Raw genomic sequence first — 19,296 nt, 5'->3', positions numbered from 1 at the left:
GACGCGTTCCGCTCGTGGAGCGGCGACCTGGCCAACGCGACGCTGCGGCTGGGTGACTTCGGCGAGGACTCCGGGGCGTGGCTGGGACACGCCTCGGACGCGATCGCCCGGGCCCAGGCGTCGATCCCTCGTGACCAGGCGGGCGCGCAGGCGAACCTGGACGCGGCGACAGTGGCCCACAACGACCCCGACGCGGCGACGGTGACCCACAGGTCCACGGCCGAACTCGCGGCCCTCGCCGCCGACAAGGAGAAGGTCCGCCGGGAGGCCGCCGCCCAGATGACGAAGCTGGGACAGGCGTACCGCCTGTCGGCGACGCAACTGGACGGACTGGAAAGACCCAGATTCCCTCCACCGCCGGCAGCCATCATGCCGGAAGAGTTGACACCGATTGACGCGCGGATCAGCCTGGCCCGAAGTTGCAGTACACAGCAGGGCTCTGCCTTGGCCGTCGTCGGCTCCGCCTTCGTGGCACATGGGCTCGGTGCGGCTTCGGACGTAGCCACCACGGGACAGACGCGGCGGTCGTCTCGTGGCGCGGCTCCCCCTGGGCGCCCCACGCTCGGGGACGTCGCGCCACCGACCCGAGTGGACATCGACTCAGTGGCGACGCTGCCGCGCTCCCCGCAGACGCGGGTGGATAGCGCAGACCATCCGCCCCTACCCGCTCGGGCAGACGGCTGGGTGACTCCACCAACAGGGTTGATCCCCTCGGGATCTGAAGGCGGTGCGGGTACTCCTGCCAGTCCAGCGGGCCCAAGACGGGCGGCGGCGGCCGGAAGGGCATCCGTGCTGCCAGGCCAAGGAGTCTCTGCCGCGAACCCCGGTCGTGTGCCGGGCGGCACCGGAATTGTCGGTGGCCGTCCAGTCACGTCTCCCTCAAGCAGGCCGATGAGGGGCATCCCGCGAGGCACGGTCGCGGGCGACGAGGGTACGGCCGAGGGCGGCCCGATTGGCCCTGCTTCGGCTTCCGGCACTGCCAGGCCGCCAGTTGGTCGGCAGACCCAGGTTCCTGGGCGCGCCCTCACGAGTGGGGGCGTCGTCGGCAGCAGTTCACCGCAGCCGAGACGGGCGCAAGCGAGCCCGGCCACGCGCGGCGTTTCTGGCGCGCCCGGTAACGCCGGCGCTGCAGTGCGAGGCGGCATCTCGGGTGGTACGCCCAGCGCGGCGCGCCTGGGCCAGGGTCGCAGCGGCGGCACGTCCCGTACTCAGCCGCCCTCCACGCCGCGTACGGACACCAAAAGCGGACGGCCCCGCCGCCCGGTCGAGGACGAAGAAACCTGGTGGCAACGCGGCCGTCGAACCGTGCCGCCAGTCATCGACTGAAACACAGGGAAGGCAAGGATCACAAGCTCATGGGGAGTACTCGACGCAGGCGCTGTCGGACTGCGGCATCGGCGGTTCTCGGCCTGCTGCTGGTGGGCGCCGCAGGTGCGCCGGCCCATGCGGAATCGGTCCGTGAGCAGCAGTGGTTCCTCAATGCTATGAAGGCCGAGCAGATATGGCGGACCAGCACCGGCAAGGGCGTCACGGTCGCCGTGATCGACACCGGTGTGGACCCGAGTAATCCCGACCTGAGGGGCCGCATCCTGTCGGGGTGGGACTTCGCCCCGGACCAGCCAGGTGACGAGCACACCGACTACGACGGTCACGGCACGGGCATGGCCGGTCTGATCGCCGGCACAGGCGCCTACGGCGCCGGAAAGGGCGCCTTCGGCCTCGCACCTGGAGCAAAAATCCTCCCCATCCGGATGCCCAAGTCGGGCGGAGTCAACCAGGCCGAGGGCGACAAACGGTTCAACGAGGCGGCCTCAGCGGGGATCCGGTACGCGGCGGAGGCGGGCGCTCAGGTCATCAATATCTCCGAAGCAGCACCAGTAAGCTCATCGAAGCTGACTTCGGCGGTGAAATACGCGCTGGAAAGAGGCTCATTGATCTTCGCGGGAGTCGGTAACAGCGGAGACAAAAGCAATAGTCTCGAATATCCCGGCGCCACCCCGGGCGTGGTCGGCGTGGGCGCGGTGGGCAAGGATCTCCGCAGGACCGCCGAGTCCCAGCACGGCCCCCAGGTGGACATGGCCGCGCCAGGCGAAGGGATCGTCCACGCCTGCGGGAACGAGACCGGCCTGTGCAAGAGTCACGGCACCAGCGACGCCACCGCCCTGACCTCCGCCAGCGCCGCCCTGATCTGGTCCCAACACCCGACCTGGACCAACAACCAGGTCCTACGGGTCATGCTCAACACCATCGGCGGCCCGACCAACGGTGCCAAGCGCAACGACTCCATCGGCTACGGCATCGTCCGCCCGCGCATCGCCCTGCAGAGGCCCGGCAATCCCGGCGTCGCCGACATGTACCCCCTCCCGGACCTCACGGCCGCGGCTTCGAAGTCGCCGTCTCCAGAAACCTCAAAAACCGTTGACATCGGTGCTCCCGCGAAGGAAGACAACTCCGCCGAGTCCGAGGACGGCAGCAGTCGCTGGATCTCGCTGGGCACCGGCGCCGTCGCATTCCTCGGAACGGCCATCTCGATCGCCGTAGGCATCCGCAGACGTCGGGCTTCCGCAGAATCAGTCGAGGCGTCCATGACGAACTCACGCCAATTCCCCCGCCTGGCATCGGGGTTCACACAGCCTCCGAACGCAACCCCAAGCACACCGGGCCGCGTCAGCCCGTCCGACCGAGGCCGTGGTTCCGCATGAGTACAGATACTCAGGCGCGATGGTTGCCGGTACGGATAGGCCACGTGATGAACGGACGTTACGTTATTTCTCGATCACCGCAACCTTGCTGTCGCACGTTCACACCAGCTCGTCGCCGCACGACGAGCCACGGGGAGGGGGAAACGCATGGCGTGGGATGAATGGGAGCAGCTCAAGACTGCAGCGGCCGAGCGGCACACCACGCAGATGCAGCTCAACCAGCTGCCCGCTGACCCCGGAGGCTCCACTCCCGGTCGCAGTGGCGGCACGCTGAGGTCCGACAAGGGGGCGTGGACCAAGGCGGCGGAAGGTGTTGGCGATCTGCGGGACAACACCGGAAAAGCGCTGACGAAGCTGGATGATGGACAGACGGGGCTCGCCAAGGGTTCCGGGTGTCTGACCGCAGTTGCTCAAAAGGGCGTGTACTACTCCTGGGAGCGCCGAATGAAGGACATCGGTGAACTCTGCGATGGACTCGCCGGAGTGCTGGAGAAGACGGGTAACGACCAACTGAGGACTGACGAGGCCATCAAAGCCGAGATCGCCAAGCTGAAGGTCCACTCCGAGGACACAGCCACTTCCGGTGGCTCGGGCAAGGGTCGGTGATCTGGAGGCATGGACCTCAAGACACTCAAGGTCATCAAAGCGTCCGAATTTGCGGAAGCGGCGGACGGCTACCGCGTGGTTAGTGACATGGCTGACGCAGCCAAGGGCCGCATCGACAAGCAGATCACCACGGACATGCACAAGGCGAACGAGGGCGCGGCCGCGGACGCGGCGCTCAGGCAGCTTCAGAAGCTGTCGGAGAACTTCCACTACTCCCAGGTGGAGTGCGGTTTGATCAGTGGGGCGCTCAACGGCTTCTCGTCCGAAATGGCCGTGCCCAAGAAGCATCTACTCGAGGCGCTGGAAGACGCGGACGCATTGGCGTACCTCGTCGACAAGGATGGCAGCATCACGTATCCCGTCGGCGGTGAGAACGAACTGACCGGTGACAAGATTCCCGGCGGAACGATCATTGGCAACACCGGCAGGTATACCCCCGGGCCTGGCCCGGACACCTCCGGCCTGCACAGCCCCAATCCCCACCGCGCGAAGGCCCAGGACATCGCGGACCGTATCGCCCACGCCCTACAGGAAGCCACGGAGATCGACGAGCGGTACAGCGAGGCGCTGGGGAAGCTCAAGGCGGCCCCTGGGCTGACGGTCAACGCGAGAACGTGGGCGAATGTGGCAGCCGATGCCGAGGACGTCAGCTCGGCCGCTCGCGAATATCTCCTTCGCCATATTCCGTTGGATAAGTCGCCCAGTGACCGCAAAAAATGGTGGGATGACCTCAGCGATGAGGAGCGCGACGAATACAAAAGAGGGTTTCCCGAGGTCATCGGAAATCTGGACGGAATTCCATCTGTTGTGCGCGACGAAGCGAATCGCGAAAATCTGCAGATGCTCATCGCGAAGCTGGAAGGTCAGCACGATGACGATTCACAGACAAAGTTGGATGGATTGAAGGGAATCCAAGAGAATCTTCTCACTGGCGGCCAGCCACCCATGTACCTACTGGGCATCGGCGACGAAGGAAACGGACGCGCAATTGTCGCCTACGGAAACCCGGACACTTCAAAAAATATTTCAGCCTACGTCCCAGGACTCACTACAGCGCTTAACGGGGATTTCGTCGACTCAACAATGAAACGAGCTCAGGATACAGCCCTTGCCGCCGGGGAAATCAGTCCACACAGCTCTACTTCGTCGATCGTCTGGCTTGGATATGACGCACCCCAACTCAGTGCGGGCGACATGCTGACCAGTAGGAGTGTCATGTTCAGGGATGACGCCGAAGCCGGAGCACCCACTTACGACGAATTCATGGCCGGAATCTCGGCGACACACCAAAATGGCGACCCCCATGTCACCGCTATCGGGCATTCATATGGATCACTCACCGTTGGTCTCGCAGCCCAAGAAAAGGGCGGAATCCCTGGGGCCGATGACATCATTCTCGTAGGGAGCCCCGGAACGGGGGCGGATTCCGCAGATCAGCTGAACGTGGGTAAGGGGCATGTGTTTGTGGGAGCAGCCAACCACGACGTCGTCACCATGGCACCCGCCAAGGAGCAGAGCGCTGGTGCGCTCACCGGCGGTGCTCTTGGTCTTGTCGCAGGCGGACCTGCTGGAGCCGTGCTCGGCGCTACTGCCGGTGGGAGCGCGACCGATCCGGGCGGCGATGATCTCTGGTTCGGCAAGGATCCCGCCAGCAAGGCGTTCGGCGCTACAAGATTCCAAGTGAGTGACGGCCCTACTCTTCTTGAAGATCACGGGAAGATGCAGGCTCACTCCAACTACTTCACACCGACAAAAGATCAGATCTCGGCCGACAATATCGCCAGGATCGTTACTGGGAAATCTGACGAGATCACTTTGGAGCAGTCGCGGTGAGGACCATATACCCTTCGCTTCTGGTAGGGGCTTTACTGTTGACTGGATGCAGCTCCGCGGAGAGTACACTTGGGGGGGAATCGCAAAAAATGGACATGCAAGGGGCCGCAGAGCGCGCCGACAAGATCTTGGACGACACATTCTCCGCGATCAAGCCACCTGTGCATTGGACGCACGGCGAGTCGACCAAGGGCAGTTGCGATGTGTCGCGACGGCGGGCGGTAATGACCGTAGTCTCGAAAGAGCGTCGAGGAAGTTTCCTTGGCGTGGTGGAGCGTTACTGGAAATCGCAGGGTCACAAGCAGATCGGCGTGAATCGGAACGCGAGTAGTCCTGCCATATATTTCCAGACATCGGATAAATTCAACATGCGCGTCCTGATCGGCGGAAATGGTCAGGCGTTCTTCGAGGTTGCGACACCTTGCGTGGAAAAGTCTTCGGTATCACCCCCTACCTCGAAGACGGTGGGGCCGAACTACGCGGGAAAGCAGATTCCGGACCCGAATGTCCACTCCGACTTCTGGTCGTCAAGCGACCCCGTTCCTTCCGCCTCCCCGAGCGGGACCTGAAGAGGCCGGCTCCGAGACGGGAGTCCTGGTCAGCGGCGAACGCGGAGTCGGCTCCGGCGCATCGACCTTGCGAAGCGAAGGCCCTACCCACCTGGGATAGGACCTCTTCGACGTCTGTGCGGGCCCGCTCGGGTCCCGTTCATTGGCTACGGTCCGCCCACATCCGCAGAACCCTTTCCTACCGGACGCTGAGAGAACCGTGGATAGCCCGGCGTCGTCGCAGCCACGTCGGAAGGGCACCCACTCCAGGCGTGTGTGCGGGGCGCGGATCGACTCGCGGGAGCGGGCCGGAGCTGAGCTGGATTCCGGCCGGACGGAGTCGGAGGTCCTGGCGGCCCGTAGCCATGAGGCCGCAAAGGCGAAGGGCGCCCCGGAGATTCCGGGGCGCCCTTCGTGGTACTCGTGACCCAGCGCTGCTCAGCGCACGTCCACGTAGTCGTGGTAGCTCTCGGCGTCCACGTAGGAGCCGGACGAGAGATAGACCCCGACCCAGGTGCCGTCCTGCTTCGCGGTGAAGTGGGCGGTGAAGCGGCCGTGCGAGTCAGCCTTGACGGAGCCCAGCCCCGTCCAGGACTTCTTGCCCTTGGCCTGGAAGACGATGTAGACACGCTGCTTGCCGAACGCCACCCACTTCGTGCCGCTCAGCCGCTGCAAGGTGCCGGTGGCGGTCACGGTGTGGCCCTTGCGCACCGGCTCGGGACCGGCGTTGAAGCCGGTGATCCGGGTGGCGGTGCGGTTGAAGTGCACGGAGTTGGAGTAGCCGGACTGGTAGTCCGACGACCCCGTCGAGTACAGGCGCCAGTAGCCCTTGGGCACTGCCACGTACCCGTCGAGGTCGAAGGTGCCGTTGGACTTGGCGGTGAACCAGCCGAGCGACTTCCAGCCGGTCTTGCCGTCAGTGGATTGCTGGAGGTACAGCTTCCGGTTCGGCGGCACCTTGCCGTTGCTGGCGCTCAAGCTGCCCTGGATGTGCAGGTTGGAGTACTCGTCGATCCAGCTCGAACAGAAACAGATGTTCGTCCGGTTGATGACGTCGACCTTGAACTTCGTCTGCGAGAAGGACAGATACGGGTCGGCCAGGTAACTGTCGCGGCTGGTCTCCACCGTGTACGTGCTGTCGTCGTACGGCATGTACGGGTCGGTGAGGGTGAAGCGCCCGCCGGCACCGCTGGTCGCCGTGGCGTAGTAGCCCATGTCGAGCGCGACACCCTTGGCCGGGTGCCAGGTGCCGTTGTACAGGTACTCCACGACGCCGGACGCGGACGCCTTGGCGCCGTACTTGATCTGCACGCTGGAGTGGTCCAGCCGGATCCGGCTCGGGCTGACCACGACCGGCAGGTCCTTGCTGTCGACGAGCACATAGGTGTTCGTGCCGTCGGGGTTGGCGATCCAGAACGAGAGCGAGACCGGCACGGACGTGGTGTTCTCGCCGTGCAACTTCGGTACCACGTCGATCGCGTAGCTGCCGTCGGCGGCCGTGACGGCGCTGTAGGCGTACTCGGCCACCACGCTCAGCGTCTTGCCGGCCAGCGGCGAGGTGTCGCCGGTGATCGGGTCGAAGAGCGAGATGCGGCCGCTGAGCACGACGTGCGTGTGCTCCACGTCCATTACGGCGGGGCTGATGCTGCGGTCGGCGAAGACCGGCTTCGGCTCGACGTCCACGGTGGTGGCATGTGCTGACGAGGTGATGTCGCCATCACTGTCGTGGGCGCTGACCGTCACGTCATAGCTGCCGTACGAGGGCAGTTGTGACATGCGGGGCGAGCGCCAGACGCCGTCCTGCGCCGTGCCGGAGACAAGCGTGAAGCCGGTGACCGCGACGGTCGCCGGGTTCGCGCCGCGCACCTCGGTCAGATCGGCGGACACCTCGGTGATCGCCGAATCGGAGGAGACGGCGACCGTCACGAATCCGGCGTCGGAAGGGTCGGAACCGACGTTGCCGAACACCGGGGCGGCGGCACCGTCGGCAGGCGCGCCGCTGCTCGGATCGACTGTCGGGTCGCCGGAGGGCTGGTCGGACGGGGCCGCATCGGTGGGGGTCGGGGTGTCCGACGGTTCACCGATGGGCGGGGTGGACGGGTTCGGGGTGTCCGAAGGAGTGCCGGACGGGTCGCTGGTGGGCGTATCCGCCGAAGTCGGATCGGCCGGCGGGTTCGAGGCCGCGGTGGCCGCCGGGGCCTGCCCGGACGTACCGTCGTCGGCCGCGTACGCCAGCGCGGGCGCGGCGAGGAGCGCGGCGCCCAGTGCGGCGGACACGGCCGCCGACACCAAAGAGCGTGTTCTCACTGCTGGATTCCCCCCACGGGAATGGCGCGGCCGCGCCACCCCGGGTTTCTCCGGAGGCCGGCCGCGCTCTTTTGTGCGGTTGCTGTGAACATCACGCAACGCACCGGACTCTAGCGGTTGCCCCCGGCAGGTGAGCGAGCGGATTTATGGAACCGGTACGGGACCTCAACCGGCCCTGTCCCTCGTGCTGTTCGGATGTCGTCCGCAGCGATGCGATGGTGTCAGGGCGCTCCCATGACGACCGCTCGCGTCCGGTCGGGCGGTACGTCCGATGCGTTGGGGCGGGGAGGGGCAGTCTCCTTTCCCGCCCCCGCCTAGTGATCGGCAACCACTACCGCGCCAGGAGGCCGTACGCCGCATCCGTCCCTACGAAGCCCTCGCTGCCGAGCAAATCGTTGAGAGTGTCGGCCGGCACGCCCTCCCGAACTAGACCGGACGCCCCCTCTTCAGCGGCGGACAATCACCCTGATCAGCCTGACAAGGCCGGCCGCAGGCCCCACGTCTGCAGGGCAAAGGGCCGCCCCTTCTCCTCCCCCTCGATGAGCGGAAGGTCAAGCAGGCTGAAGCCCGCCTTGGTGGCCACGGCGACGCTGGCGGCGTTTTCGGCCTCCAACTCCAGGACCACTTGTTCCACGCCCAGTTGCTCGAAGGCATATGCGGTCATCACCCGCACCGCCCGCACGGCCAGCCCCTGGCCGCGGTACGCCGGGCCGACCGCGTAGCCGATCTCTGTGCCCTCGGGAGCGCGCCGCAGCATCACCTCGCCGAGCGGCGCGCAGCCGTCGACGGTGATGGCGAGCAGGATGGTCGTGCCTTCCGCCCGCATCCGCCGGTCGCGGTCCAGCCGTGCGCGAGCGGCCGCTTCGTCGAAGGGAGAGACGATCGGCGTCCAGTACGCGATGTCGGGATGGTCGAACAACTCCGGCATCGCAGCCAGGTCCGATTCCGTCCAGTCACGCAGGACGAGCCCTTCCCCTGTGAGCTCGATCCGATCCGGAAACGGTGGCGTGCTGCTGCTCATGGTGCGGAGCCTCCCTGGCCTGTAGGACGAGGCAGCATAACGGTGCGGTCAATCGGCTCACCAGATTTTTCGTGAGCACCACTGAGCGCCCGCTAGGCCATGACGCCCCTGTGGGCCACGGCGCCGCATCCTGGTGCCGGTAGCCATGCGGCCCGACGAGGCGAACGGGTCCCCGGTGGTGCCGAACGCCGTGACGTCCGCATCCGGCACGGTCCGGACGTACCGACGATCATGGAGATCCTGCGGCACACCCCCATCAGTCGGACGCGCCGCCGCGTCAAGGGCCGCTCGCACCTCCCGAAGGACGCCACGCGCCGCATGGGAGACGCCTTCCCACCCACCCCAGCGTCTGCCTCTGCGACCGCAACTGAGACTGAGACTGGGAATGAGACTGGGGACCGGCGCGCGGCTCGTGCACGGCGCCGCCGCCGTATTCAATGAAAAGCAAAAGCCCCAGGTCACGGCGAGTGAGAATCCTGGGGCTTCTACAGAGCCGCCTTCGGGATTCGAACCCGAGACCTACGCATTACGAGGGCCCGCAAGATCGTGACGGCGGGTACCGGACGATGTCACAGAATCCCGTTTCCCCAGTTCAGCGACCTGCACCTCTGGATCCGCGTGCCACCCGGTCCATCCCATGCCGCCCCGTCCGCTCACGCATCGCTCACGCACGCTGGACGCGTCTTCGCCCTCGCGTAGAGCACCCGGAGTGCCGGGGTTGTCGGTGTTCTGTAGCGTTCTCGCGCGGGAAACTGGGATGACGGCGCTCAACAGCACGTGGCCGGGAGGGGAGGGAGCAGATGGCGTACTCGACGCGTATGGCTGCCGCCCTCTCCGGGGCGACGGTCGGGCAACTGCGCACGTGGCGACAGGACCGGGGTAACGGGCCGGTCCTTCGGCCCGAGCTGGCGACCAGGCCGGCCCTTTACTCCTTCCGAGACGTACTCGCGCTACGCGCGTTCGCCCACCTCCGTCAGGACGTGTCCCTCCAGAAGATCCGCGTGGCCCTGGCCACCCTGAAGAAGATCGGGGAGGTCGAGCACCTGTCCAGCTACGCCCTGGTGGCCGAGGGCGACTCGATCGTCCTCGCGGGCCACGATGACCATGGCACCGATCTGGTCAAACATCCTGGCCAACGAGTGATCGCCACCATGGCTGACATCCTCCAGGAGTTCGCTCCCAGAGCCGGCGTCGTGGTCCCGCACCTGCTGCAGCCGAAGCACCACGTCACGGTCGATCCCGAGACCCAGGGCGGACAGCCCGTGATCACGGGCACGAGGATCCCCTTCGACGCCGTAGCGGAGCTGATCGAGGACGGCATCCCGCCGGAGCGGATCGCCGACTATTACCCCGGCGTCACCGCGGACGCCGCACGCGACGCGGCTTCCTTCGCCCTCTACGTGGACAGCTACAGCACGGGAGCGCGCGCCGCCTGATGCGGATCCTCATCGACGAGAACGTTCCCGTACAGGTGTTGGAGATGCTCAGACGGCTCCTGCCCGGCCACGAGGTCAAGCACGTCAGTGAGATCAGGTGGGCGGGGAAGAAGGATCTCGCCCTTCTCCCCGATGCCGCGAGAAACGGCTTCGACGCCTTTCTGACCAGAGACGCCCGGCAGCTCGAGGATCCGTCGGAGACGGAGGCCATCAAGAAGTCGGGCATGCACCACATCCGGTTCAGCCAGGCCCACAAGGGTATGGCGGGCCTCGGCCTGGCGATGGGCGCGATGGGCGCGATGGGCGCGGTGGTCGCGGCGATGCCGCTGATCGTCGGTGAACTCGGCGAAGCAGACGCACCAGCAGCTGATCCACATCAAGGGCTTGAACCCGGTGAGCAAGCACCGGTTCGAGCGTGTGGACCCGTCGGTCTCACCGCCGTCCTTACTGGCCACGGTAGGCGAGCAACGCTTCCCAGGGCTTCGAAGGCCCCGCTTTCCGCCGCATCCCGACGCGGCGGAAAGCTGAGACGACCACCCCTCTACGAGGTCCTCGGTGCCGGCCAGTCCTCCTACGCCGACCTCCGCTCGGGTGCCGCACGCCTCCTGGAGATCAACCACACCCTGCCGAGTCCCGCCGACCGCCTCTACCTGGTCCTCTCCGAGCCGCCGGCCGAGAGTTGGTCGGCCGAGACCCTGCTCGACGTCCACAACGTCCACATCCTCTGGCGCACCACCGACGGCTGGGGCGGCCGGGACACGGACACCGCCCTGGGCACGGCCCTGCCGTAGGTCCTGTCGGTCCGGGCAGTTCGATGAAGCCTGTTTTGCTGAAGACGACGAAGTGATGACGGGCGCCGCCGCGACCGGCGCCGCCGGCGCGCCACCGTCCGGCGGCCTCTACTCCTCCGGATCGGTAGGACGGTATTGGGCTTGCTCCCCGTCAACGCGCAGCAGCAGCCCTTCATCGGCAAGATCGCGCAGGATCTGTCGAGCGCGCTTCTCGTCGGCGGCGTGGCCGACCTCGTGCAGCGCGGTCACGGCACGCGGAGTGCGGCTGATCGCGCGGTCGGGGTGGGTCGGGTTCTCGGCCCAGACGCCAGCTTGCTCGTCGCCGCCCTTCCGTCGCATCACCGGCCCCGCCACGCGCCTGCACGTCAGGGCCACGCTCCGCGCGGCCCTGAACGACGCGATCGGGCAGCAGATCATCACGTTCAATCCGGCGGCCCACGTCGAGATCGATCCCGTGCGCAAGCCGAAGGCGCTCGTGTGGACGGACGAGCGGACGGCCAAGTGGGAGCAGACGGGCGAGAAGCCGTCACCCGTGATGGTCTGGACGCCCCAGCAGACCGGCGCCTTCCTCGACTTCGTCGCCGAGGACCGGCTGTACGCGATGTGGCACCTGATCGCCTTCCGCGGCCTGCGGCGCGGCGAGGCGTGCGGGCAGCCGTGGTCGGAGACAAACCGCGACACCCACTCCCTCACGGTCTCCTCCCCACTCGTGCAGGACGGCTGGGAGATCGAGGGCACGCCAAATTTTCGGACAGCCACACCCACCTCACGAACTGTGAGGAGGTGCGTCCTGTCGTGGTACTTCAGCGGGGTTCAGCAGGGGCTGCGCCAGCGGCCCAGGGCGAGCCTTTTGCGCATCGAGTCGAGGCCGAGCCGCTTGGCGATCGGGCAGAACGTGCGCTTGGGCTCGCTGTACTCCACGTGGAAGACGGCCTTGTCCGCCTTGATGAAGGGACTCAGCGACGGGCATTCGTCGAACTCCGCGCATTGCTCGTTGACCGCGAAATCGAAGTCATCGACCAGGTCGGGGATCTGTTCCAGGTCGTTCTTGAGGCCGACGGCCATGCCCCGTTCGTGTGCGAGGTCCGCGATCATGCGGTTGTAGGCGAGCTGGTGGGCGGCGGTCAGCGGGAAGCCGGTGTCGTTGGTGTACGCGTCCGTGAGGTCGGGTTCGACGGCGTCGAAGCCCTTCGCCCGGCACATGTCGAAACGTGCGGCCATGATGGGGCGGAGCACCGAGCGGCGGCGGATGTCGAGCCAGCGCTCGCCGCTCCAGCCGTCGGAGCGGCCGAGGACGGAGGCGGGGAAGGCGCCGCGGTCGGGGCGGAAGGACTCCCAGGCACCGGCGTTGATGTAGCAGATGACCTTGCGGCCGCTCTTGTGGAGGCGTCGCACGACGGCGGCGCTGTTCACGAAACCGTCGATGTCGTAGACGGGGACGGCCACGCGGGTGTCGACGCGGCCGCTGAGCTGCCACTGCCAGGCCGTGCCGGGGCGCGGTTGCCAGCGTGCGGCCGACGGGTGTCCGCCGGGAGCGCGGTCGGAGGTGCGGTCCGGGACGGTGACGCACCCGGTGAGCAGCCCCGCGAGCGCTCCCGCGCACAGCAGCGACACGACTGGCCGCAGGAGTGACGGGCGGGTTGCGAACCTCATGCGGTTTCCCTCCTCACGGCGGAGGGCAGGGCGGCCCAGGGGTTCGCGCCCGCACCCGGTACCGCGCAGTGGACGCCGGCTCGGCGGATCCGGGCGGTGCGGGCGGCGACGTCGCACAGGCCGTCGGGGATGCCGTGGATCAGATGACAGAAGCGGGCCGGCGGGTGCGCCGCGGTCCAGGCGGGCACGGCCGAGGCGAGGTAGGTCCGCCAGTTCCCTTCGAAGGTGACCAGCAGATCGGCGATGGCGGCGTAGCCGGGATCAGGGTGGACTCCCGGGTTGAGTGTGACGGTGCCGACGCCGTGGTCGCGGGCCTCGTCGGCCAGCGCGCGGTAGTACGGCAGCAGGCCGGCGTCGGCGCCGGTCTGGTCGAGGAAGACACCGTCGGTTCCGTACCAGGTGATGTGGCGGCGCAGCTCGTGGAGCACCGCCTGGTGGGGACGGGTGCCGTAGGCGGTGTCGAGGTAGCCGAGCACGCGTATGCCCGCCGCGCGCAGCGCCCCGGCGACGGCGGCGAAGGCCGGGTCGCGGGTCGCGCCGGGGCCGTCGGCGACGTTGAGCACGACGCCGTACAGCCGCGACGGGACCCGCGTCAGAGCCTGCCACGCCGCTGGGTCCACAGCGGGGTGGACGTACAGCGGCACGAGCAGTCGGCCGTGTGTCATGCCGCGGACGGGGTCGGGGGCGTGCCGGTGCGCGAGGTCCACAGATCGTCGAGCGAGGTGGCGAGGGTACGTTCGGGTCGCCAGCCCAGAGCGGTGGCGGCGGCTGTGATGTCCGCCTGCTGCCAGGAGACGGCCGACGAGCGCTGGGAACCGGTGCCGTTCTCGTCGATCCGCCCGTGGAACCCGCTGATCCGGGCCAGGCTTTCCGCGACCTCGCGGACCTGGGTGGCGCTGCCGCCGGCGATGTTGAGGATGCGGGGCAGCGAGCCGGGCGCGGTGGTGGCGAGGACGGCGGCACGGGCCACGTCCCGCGCGTCGACGAAGTCGCGGTACGCGGACAGGTCACCGACCCGCACCGCGCCGTCCGGCCCGGCGCGCAGCAGCTCGTCGGCGAGCCGCCCGGGCAGGCTGGTGCCGGGCGAGCCCGGCCCGAGGGGGTTGAACACCCGGAGGACGACGGCGTCCAGGGCGGACTCGGCGACGGTCAGCGAACCCGCCAGTTTGGTGGCTCCGTAGGCGCCCTGCGGGCAGGTGGCGGAGTCCTCGCCGAGCGGCTGCCCAGCGTTCGTCCCGTACTCGCCGGCGGATCCGAGATGGACCAGGCGTACCGGGATACCGGCCGTGGTCAGGGCCTCGCACAGCACGGCGGGCCCCCGGACGTTGGTCTCCGCCAGCAGAAGCGGGCCGCCTGCGACGGCGCCGGCACAGTTGACGACGGCGTCCGGGGCCAGCGTGCGCAGGTCGGCGGCGAGAGCGGGAACGGTGGCGGTGGTGAGGTCGACCCGCAGGTCGGCACCCGGGGAGCGGCCGGCGCGGAGCACCCGCACGCCGGACAGGGCACGCAGGTGATCCGTGAGGTGCCGGCCAAGGAACCCGGTGGAGCCCAGGACGAGGACGCGCATCAGGTCACGCTCCCTTCAGCAGCAGGTCGCGGTAGGTGGTGAACTCGACGTTCGCCCGGTCGTAGTCGTCCGGGCGGCCGATGTCCAGCCAGTAGCCGTCGAACTCGTGGGCGGCCGGTGGGGTGCCGTCGCGGAGCAGGTCGAGGACGAGTTCGTCGAAGCCGAGCGGCAGGCCGGGGGTGTAGCCGTTGAGGGTGGAGCGGGAGAGCCCGTAGACGCCCATGGAGACCCGGTAGTCCAGGGTCGGCTTCTCGGTGAAGCCGACGACCCGCTTGCTGTCGGTGGTGAGGACGCCGAAGTCGATCCTGACCTTGCGGGAGTACGTGGCGATGGTCAGCGGCGCGCCGTCGGCCTGGTGACCGTGCAGGACGGCGCGGAAGTCCAGGTCGGTGAGGATGTCGCCGTTCATGACCAGGAAGTGCTCCGGCAGCCGGTCGAGCATGGTCAGCAGCGGGCCCATGGTGCCCAGCGGGCTGTCCTCGGTCGAGTAGTCGACGCGCATACCCCATTGGGAGCCGTCGCCGACGTAGGCGCGGATGATGTGGCCGAGGTGGCCGATGGCGACGGTGCAGCTGGTGAATCCCGAGTTGGCGAGCTGCCGCATCACGATTTCCAGGATGGCGTGCTGGTCGCCGATGGGGACGAGCGGCTTGGGCAGGGCGGTGGTGTAGGGGCGCAGCCGGACACCCTTGCCTCCGGCCAGAATGACTGCGTGCATGGCGGACTCCGTTGTCGGTCGGTGGTCGATGGCCTGGGACGAGTCGTCAGACGTTGTAGATGGCGGTCTTGTAGCGGGCCAGGTTCGCCGGGTCGGAGAAGAACCGGACGGTCTGCTCCAACCCCTCCTGGAGGCTGTGGGCCGGTGCCCAGCCGGTCGCGGCGCGCAGCCGGGAGGCGTCGCAGACCAGCCTCATCACCTCGGACGCGGCGGGCCGGATGCGCTGCGCGTCCTCGCGGACCTCCAGCTCGGCCCCCATCAGCTTGCCGACCAGCGTCACCAGCTCGCCGACCGAGATCTCGCCGCCCGTACCGGCGTTGAACGTCCTGCCGACGACCGCCTCGGCGGGCGCGGTGCCCACCGCGAGGAACGCCTGGGCGGTGTCCTTGACGAACATGAAGTCCCGGGTGGGCCGCAGATCGCCCAGGGCGATGGTCCGCTCGCCGGCCGCCACCTGCCCGATGACGGTCGGGATCACCGCCCGCATGGACTGGCGCGGTCCGAAGGTGTTGAACGGCCGCAGTGTGGCCACCGGGATGCCGAAGCTGGCGTAGTAGCCGTCGGCCAGCCGGTCGCCGCCCGCCTTGGAAGCGGAGTACGGGGACTGGGTGTTGATGGGGTGGTCCTCGGTGATGGGGACGGTCTGCGCGGTGCCGTACGTCTCGCTGGTCGAGGTGTGCACCATCCTGGGGATGCCCAGCCGGCGTACGGCTTCCAGCACGTTGAGCGTCCCGGTGACATTGGTGGCCACGTAGCTGTGCGGTGCCTGGTAGGAGTACGGGATCGCGATCAGTGCGGCCAGGTGGTACACGGCCTCGGTGCCGGTGAGCAGGTGCTGCACGGACCCGGCGTCGCGTACGTCGCCGAGTACGACCTCCACACCGTCCATCACGTCCTGCGGCAGGGTCTCCAGCCAGCCGTACGACGAGAAGGAGTTGTACTGGGCCATGGCGCGTACCCGGTGCCCTGATGCGACGAGCGCCTCCACCAGGTGCGAGCCGATGAAACCCTCGGCGCCGGTTACTGCCACGGTTACGGGAGCGGGCGAAGTCACGGATATGTCTCCTCTGGATGTGAATCGAAATCTGAATCTGAAATCCGGGAACTGAATCTGCGAACCGAATCTGGGAACTGACTCCGAATCTGGAATCTGGAATCTGAATCGGTCGGGCCGGGGCGTCAGGACGTCCGGGCGTCATGCGGTCGCGGGGCTACGGGATACGGGGGTCTGGTCAGCGGTGGGCCGTGGTCCGGCCCATCCGGGTGCACGCGACCGCCAGCAGCACCGCCGTCGCGCAGCCGCAGGCCGTCAACTCGGCGGTCGCCGCGCTGAGCAGAGCCGTTCCCCGGTGGGCCGCGCCCGACAGGGCCGCCTCCGCCACGGCGGCGGCGAGGCAGGCCACGGCGGACGGCCAGGCGATACCGGCCGCCTGGAGCAGCAGGGCGACCCAGAGCGCCGCGCCGAGGGCGAGCAGCGGCAGCGGCGCCGCCCCGGTGACCAGCGCCGGGGCGGCGAGTACCGTGAGGTACCCGGTGAGGCACAGGGCGAGCACACCGGCCGCCCGGAGCCGGAAGTCCCGAGGGGTCCGGCTGTGCCGCAGAGCGGTGAGTGTCAGGCTCCGGTAGCGGTAGAGCAGCCACTCGGCCACGCCCATGCTCAGCGTCAGCACGACGGCGGCCGACCTGCCCGCCGCCGGGGCCATCAGCGTCAGCGCCCCGCCGGCGAGGCCGAACAGCCCGTACGGGACGGAGCCGGTGAGCCGGGCCGTGCCCGGTGTCGAGGAGCCGGGGGTGCGCAGCGACCCTGCGATCTCCCGTACCGCCGACAGCACCGCCGCCGCGACGGTGGCCAGCAGCAGCACGGCGACCGGCACCGGTCCGGGGCGCCACAGCGGTGTGCAGGCCGCCCCGGCCGCCGTCGGTACGAGCGCGAGCAGCAGGTGCTGTTCGCGTCCCAGTACGAGCAGCACCGTGGCGGCCGCCAGATAGAGCGCCTCTCCCGCTGCGAAGGCCGGGACGGCACCCGGCCCCGAGACGGCCAGCGCGGCCGCCGCCGCTGCCGTCACCCCGGCCGGGGCCCCGAGCAGCAGGCACCGCGCGGCTGCCCGCCGGCCGCCCGCGGCGAGCCGTACGTAGGCCCGGTGGGCCAGTGCCTGGTTCCAGGCCCAGGCCACGAGTGCCGAGGCGGCGAGCCCGGTGACCCGGCCGGGCAGCAGCCCCGCGCCCAGCAGGTAGGCCAGTCCCGGCAGGCCGAACAGCATGCCGCGCAGCAGGCACTGCCACGGGCTGGTCCGCCACGGGTCGGGTACCGGTCCGGGATCCGGGAAGCGGCGCGGTACCCGGGCGTACAGCTCCTCCGCGACGGCGAACAGGTCCTGTCGCGAGTAACGGGTGGTGATCTGTTCGTGCGTCAGCCCGTCGGCCTCCAGCACCGCGGCGATCTCGTCCGGGTGCACGGCGGCCCCGCACACGTCCGCCAGCCGTTCGGCGAGCCCGTCGAGCGGGTCGTCGGCCCAGGTCGGCCGCTGCGGCGGGGTCGGCAGGCGCAGGAGTACGGTTCGGTCGTCGCCCAGCCGGTTCACCACTCGCCTCCGGCCCGTCGGGCACGTGGCGCCGGGTCCTCGGCCAGGTGCGTCCAGGTCTCGGAAAGGTGCGTCCGGTCCTCGCCCGCTGCCAGTGCGCCGTAGATCTCCCGGAAGGAGTCGATGGTGTGCCGGAGGGTGAACTGATCGATCACCCTCATGCGTGCGGCCGCGCCCATCCGGGCCCGGCGGGCGGGAGCGCGCAGCAGTTCCAGGGCTGCCCGTGCCATCGCCTCCGGTTCGCGCGGCGGTACGACGAGTCCCGCGTCGCCCACCGCCTCGCGGACCCCGCCGACATCGGTGGAGACGGTGGCCCGGCCGCACGACATGGCCTCGATGAGGGTGAAGGGGAAGCCCTCGCTGATGCTGGAGAGCATGACCACGGTGCCCGCCGCGTAGGCGTCGCGGATGTCCTCCACCCGGCCTTCGAAGACGACCGCCTCGGCGACGCCCAGGTCCCGGCCGAGAGCCTGGCAGCGTTCCCGGTAGGCCTGGCCGCCGCTGGGTGTGCCGCCGAACAGCCGTAACCGCACCTGGGGCATCTCGCGGCGTACCAGGGCGAAGGCCCGGATCAGCGTCTCCAGGTCCTTGATGGGATCGACCCGCCCCGCCCAGGCCAGCGTGGGGGTCTCCGGTTCCGGACCGGCGGGGGGAAAGGCCCCGGGGTCCACGCCGTTGTAGACGGTACGGATCTTGTCGGGTGGGGTCCCGCCGCGTTCCTCCCAGCGTCGGTTGTAGTGGCTTCCCGGCGTGATGAGCGCGGCGCGGGCGTAGGTCTCCTGTGCCAGCAGCCGGAAGAAGCCGAGCAGCAGTGCCTTCACCGGCCAGCGGTATCCGCCGGCGCCGTAACCGAGGTAGCGCTCACGCAGGTAGACGCCGTGTTCGGTGAGCAGCAGGGGTGTGCCGTGCAGGTGCCGGGCCAGCAGTCCGGGGAGGGCCGCCAGTCCGCCGCTGACGGCGTGCGTGATCCCGTGCCTGGGCGGGGCTGCCGCCAGTGGGCGCAGGGCGTGTTCCAACAGATCGGTCGCGGTCAGTACGTCGTGCATGGTCGGCCGGGCGGCGTGGGTGGGTAGGTGCGGACGGTTCCAGACGGCGGCCAGGAGGCGTGTCGCCGCCTCGGTGCGCAGCGCCGCCGTCAGTTCCCCGTACCGGGCCCGTGCCGCCAGGCCGTACAGCCCTTCGGCGAAGCGCTCCAGGCGGCTGGGGCCGGCATGGGTGCCGGGGCCGGCACCGGGATCGAGGAGGGCCAGCAGGAACATCTCGTAGGTGCCGAGGAAGTCCCGCAGCCGCCGGCCGCGCGGTGCGCGGCCGGTCGGCGTCGGTCCCCAGGTGGGTACGGAGACCACCTTGCTGACGTGCGCGGGTGTTTCCCAGGTGACGGTCTCATGGCCGTCACCGGTGACCGCGATGATCTGGAAGTCCACGTCGGGTATGCCGTGGACCAGCTGATCGCACCAGACACTCACTCCGCCGTGGCTGTGCGGGTAGGTGCCCTCGGTGAGCATGGTGACGCGGGTCGCGCCGGTGTTGAG

Annotated in this window: 16 protein-coding genes and 4 pseudogenes; 9 read left to right on the top strand and 11 right to left on the bottom strand. The window is 68.6% G+C overall.

Going from position 1 to position 19,296, the window contains the following annotated elements:
• A partial coding sequence (locus ABZV34_RS07845; RefSeq protein ID WP_356272318.1) for a hypothetical protein occupies nt 1-218 on the bottom strand: 218 nt, incomplete at its 3' end.
• 1,065 nt (nt 219-1,283) lie between these two features.
• Here ABZV34_RS07845 and mycP point away from each other — a divergent pair.
• From mycP to ABZV34_RS07825, 4 genes are all read left to right on the top strand, one after another.
• Nucleotides 1,284-2,702, top strand: a complete 1,419-nt coding sequence (gene mycP / locus ABZV34_RS07840; protein WP_356272316.1) for a type VII secretion-associated serine protease mycosin — start codon at nt 1,284-1,286, stop codon at nt 2,700-2,702.
• Nucleotides 2,703-2,849: 147 nt separating this feature from the next.
• Nucleotides 2,850-3,308: a hypothetical protein gene (locus ABZV34_RS07835; protein WP_356272314.1), complete on the top strand. Its 459-nt coding sequence runs from the start codon at nt 2,850-2,852 to the stop codon at nt 3,306-3,308.
• A 9-nt stretch (nt 3,309-3,317) separates the two neighbouring features.
• Entirely contained in the window at nt 3,318-5,141 is a 1,824-nt protein-coding gene (locus ABZV34_RS07830) for an alpha/beta hydrolase (protein WP_356272312.1), read from the top strand.
• Nucleotides 5,142-5,230: 89 nt separating this feature from the next.
• Entirely contained in the window at nt 5,231-5,710 is a 480-nt protein-coding gene (locus ABZV34_RS07825; protein WP_356272310.1) for a hypothetical protein, read from the top strand.
• Between the two features lie 417 nt (nt 5,711-6,127).
• Here the strand turns inward: ABZV34_RS07825 and ABZV34_RS07820 are convergent, their stop codons facing one another.
• On the bottom strand, nt 6,128-7,996 hold the full coding sequence (locus ABZV34_RS07820) for a hypothetical protein (protein WP_356272308.1): 1,869 nt from the start codon (nt 7,994-7,996) through the stop codon (nt 6,128-6,130).
• 469 nt (nt 7,997-8,465) lie between these two features.
• On the bottom strand, nt 8,466-9,017 hold the full coding sequence (locus ABZV34_RS07815) for a GNAT family N-acetyltransferase (RefSeq protein ID WP_356272306.1): 552 nt from the start codon (nt 9,015-9,017) through the stop codon (nt 8,466-8,468).
• Between the two features lie 210 nt (nt 9,018-9,227).
• Here ABZV34_RS07815 and ABZV34_RS07810 point away from each other — a divergent pair.
• From ABZV34_RS07810 to ABZV34_RS07795, 4 genes and pseudogenes are all read left to right on the top strand, one after another.
• A pseudogene (locus tag ABZV34_RS07810) lies at nt 9,228-9,458 on the top strand (integrase); the annotation flags it as partial.
• A gap of 359 nt (nt 9,459-9,817) precedes the next feature.
• A complete protein-coding gene (locus ABZV34_RS07805) occupies nt 9,818-10,453 on the top strand; it encodes a DUF433 domain-containing protein (RefSeq protein WP_356272304.1) in 636 nt (211 codons plus the stop codon).
• Nucleotides 10,453-10,635, top strand: a pseudogene (locus ABZV34_RS07800) (DUF5615 family PIN-like protein); the annotation flags it as partial. The gene ABZV34_RS07805 and the pseudogene ABZV34_RS07800, both read left to right, overlap by 1 nt.
• 357 nt (nt 10,636-10,992) lie before the next feature.
• Nucleotides 10,993-11,244: pseudogene (locus tag ABZV34_RS07795) on the top strand (hypothetical protein); the annotation flags it as partial.
• A gap of 108 nt (nt 11,245-11,352) precedes the next feature.
• On the opposite strand, the gene ABZV34_RS07790 reads toward ABZV34_RS07795, so the two are convergent.
• The gene (locus ABZV34_RS07790; protein ID WP_356272302.1) at nt 11,353-11,493 is read right to left on the bottom strand and encodes a hypothetical protein; all 141 of its coding nucleotides are present in this window, start codon (nt 11,491-11,493) and stop codon (nt 11,353-11,355) included.
• A gap of 73 nt (nt 11,494-11,566) precedes the next feature.
• Between ABZV34_RS07790 and ABZV34_RS07785 the strand changes: the two are divergent.
• Nucleotides 11,567-11,977 (top strand): annotated as a pseudogene (locus tag ABZV34_RS07785) (site-specific integrase); the annotation flags it as partial.
• An 80-nt stretch (nt 11,978-12,057) separates the two neighbouring features.
• Here ABZV34_RS07785 and ABZV34_RS07780 read toward each other — a convergent pair.
• From ABZV34_RS07780 to pelF, 7 genes are all read right to left on the bottom strand, one after another.
• On the bottom strand, nt 12,058-12,897 hold the full coding sequence (locus ABZV34_RS07780; RefSeq protein ID WP_356272300.1) for an endo alpha-1,4 polygalactosaminidase: 840 nt from the start codon (nt 12,895-12,897) through the stop codon (nt 12,058-12,060).
• Nucleotides 12,894-13,562, bottom strand: coding sequence for a spherulation-specific family 4 protein (locus ABZV34_RS07775; protein ID WP_356272298.1), 669 nt, complete (start codon nt 13,560-13,562; stop codon nt 12,894-12,896). Before ABZV34_RS07775 ends, ABZV34_RS07780 begins: the two co-directional genes overlap by 4 nt.
• A complete protein-coding gene (locus ABZV34_RS07770; protein WP_356272296.1) occupies nt 13,559-14,464 on the bottom strand; it encodes an NAD(P)-dependent oxidoreductase in 906 nt (301 codons plus the stop codon). Before ABZV34_RS07770 ends, ABZV34_RS07775 begins: the two co-directional genes overlap by 4 nt.
• A gap of 4 nt (nt 14,465-14,468) precedes the next feature.
• Nucleotides 14,469-15,182 carry a nucleotidyltransferase family protein gene (locus tag ABZV34_RS07765; protein ID WP_356272294.1) on the bottom strand — a complete coding sequence of 238 codons (714 nt, stop codon included), beginning with the start codon at nt 15,180-15,182 and terminating at the stop codon, nt 14,469-14,471.
• 46 nt (nt 15,183-15,228) lie between these two features.
• The gene (locus tag ABZV34_RS07760; RefSeq protein WP_356272292.1) at nt 15,229-16,236 is read right to left on the bottom strand and encodes an SDR family NAD(P)-dependent oxidoreductase; all 1,008 of its coding nucleotides are present in this window, start codon (nt 16,234-16,236) and stop codon (nt 15,229-15,231) included.
• 178 nt (nt 16,237-16,414) lie between these two features.
• Nucleotides 16,415-17,764, bottom strand: a complete 1,350-nt coding sequence (locus ABZV34_RS07755) for a hypothetical protein (protein WP_356272290.1) — start codon at nt 17,762-17,764, stop codon at nt 16,415-16,417.
• Nucleotides 17,761-19,269 carry a GT4 family glycosyltransferase PelF gene (gene pelF, locus ABZV34_RS07750; RefSeq protein WP_356272357.1) on the bottom strand — a complete coding sequence of 503 codons (1,509 nt, stop codon included), beginning with the start codon at nt 19,267-19,269 and terminating at the stop codon, nt 17,761-17,763. Before pelF ends, ABZV34_RS07755 begins: the two co-directional genes overlap by 4 nt.
• Between the last annotated feature and the right edge of the window lie 27 nt (nt 19,270-19,296).

Source organism: Streptomyces sp. NPDC005195 (assembly GCF_040608315.1).
In the GTDB taxonomy this organism is placed as follows: domain Bacteria; phylum Actinomycetota; class Actinomycetes; order Streptomycetales; family Streptomycetaceae; genus Streptomyces; species Streptomyces kaempferi.
The sequence above is the reverse complement of the archived record's forward strand: the minus strand, read 5'-3'. Positions and strand labels throughout refer to the sequence as shown.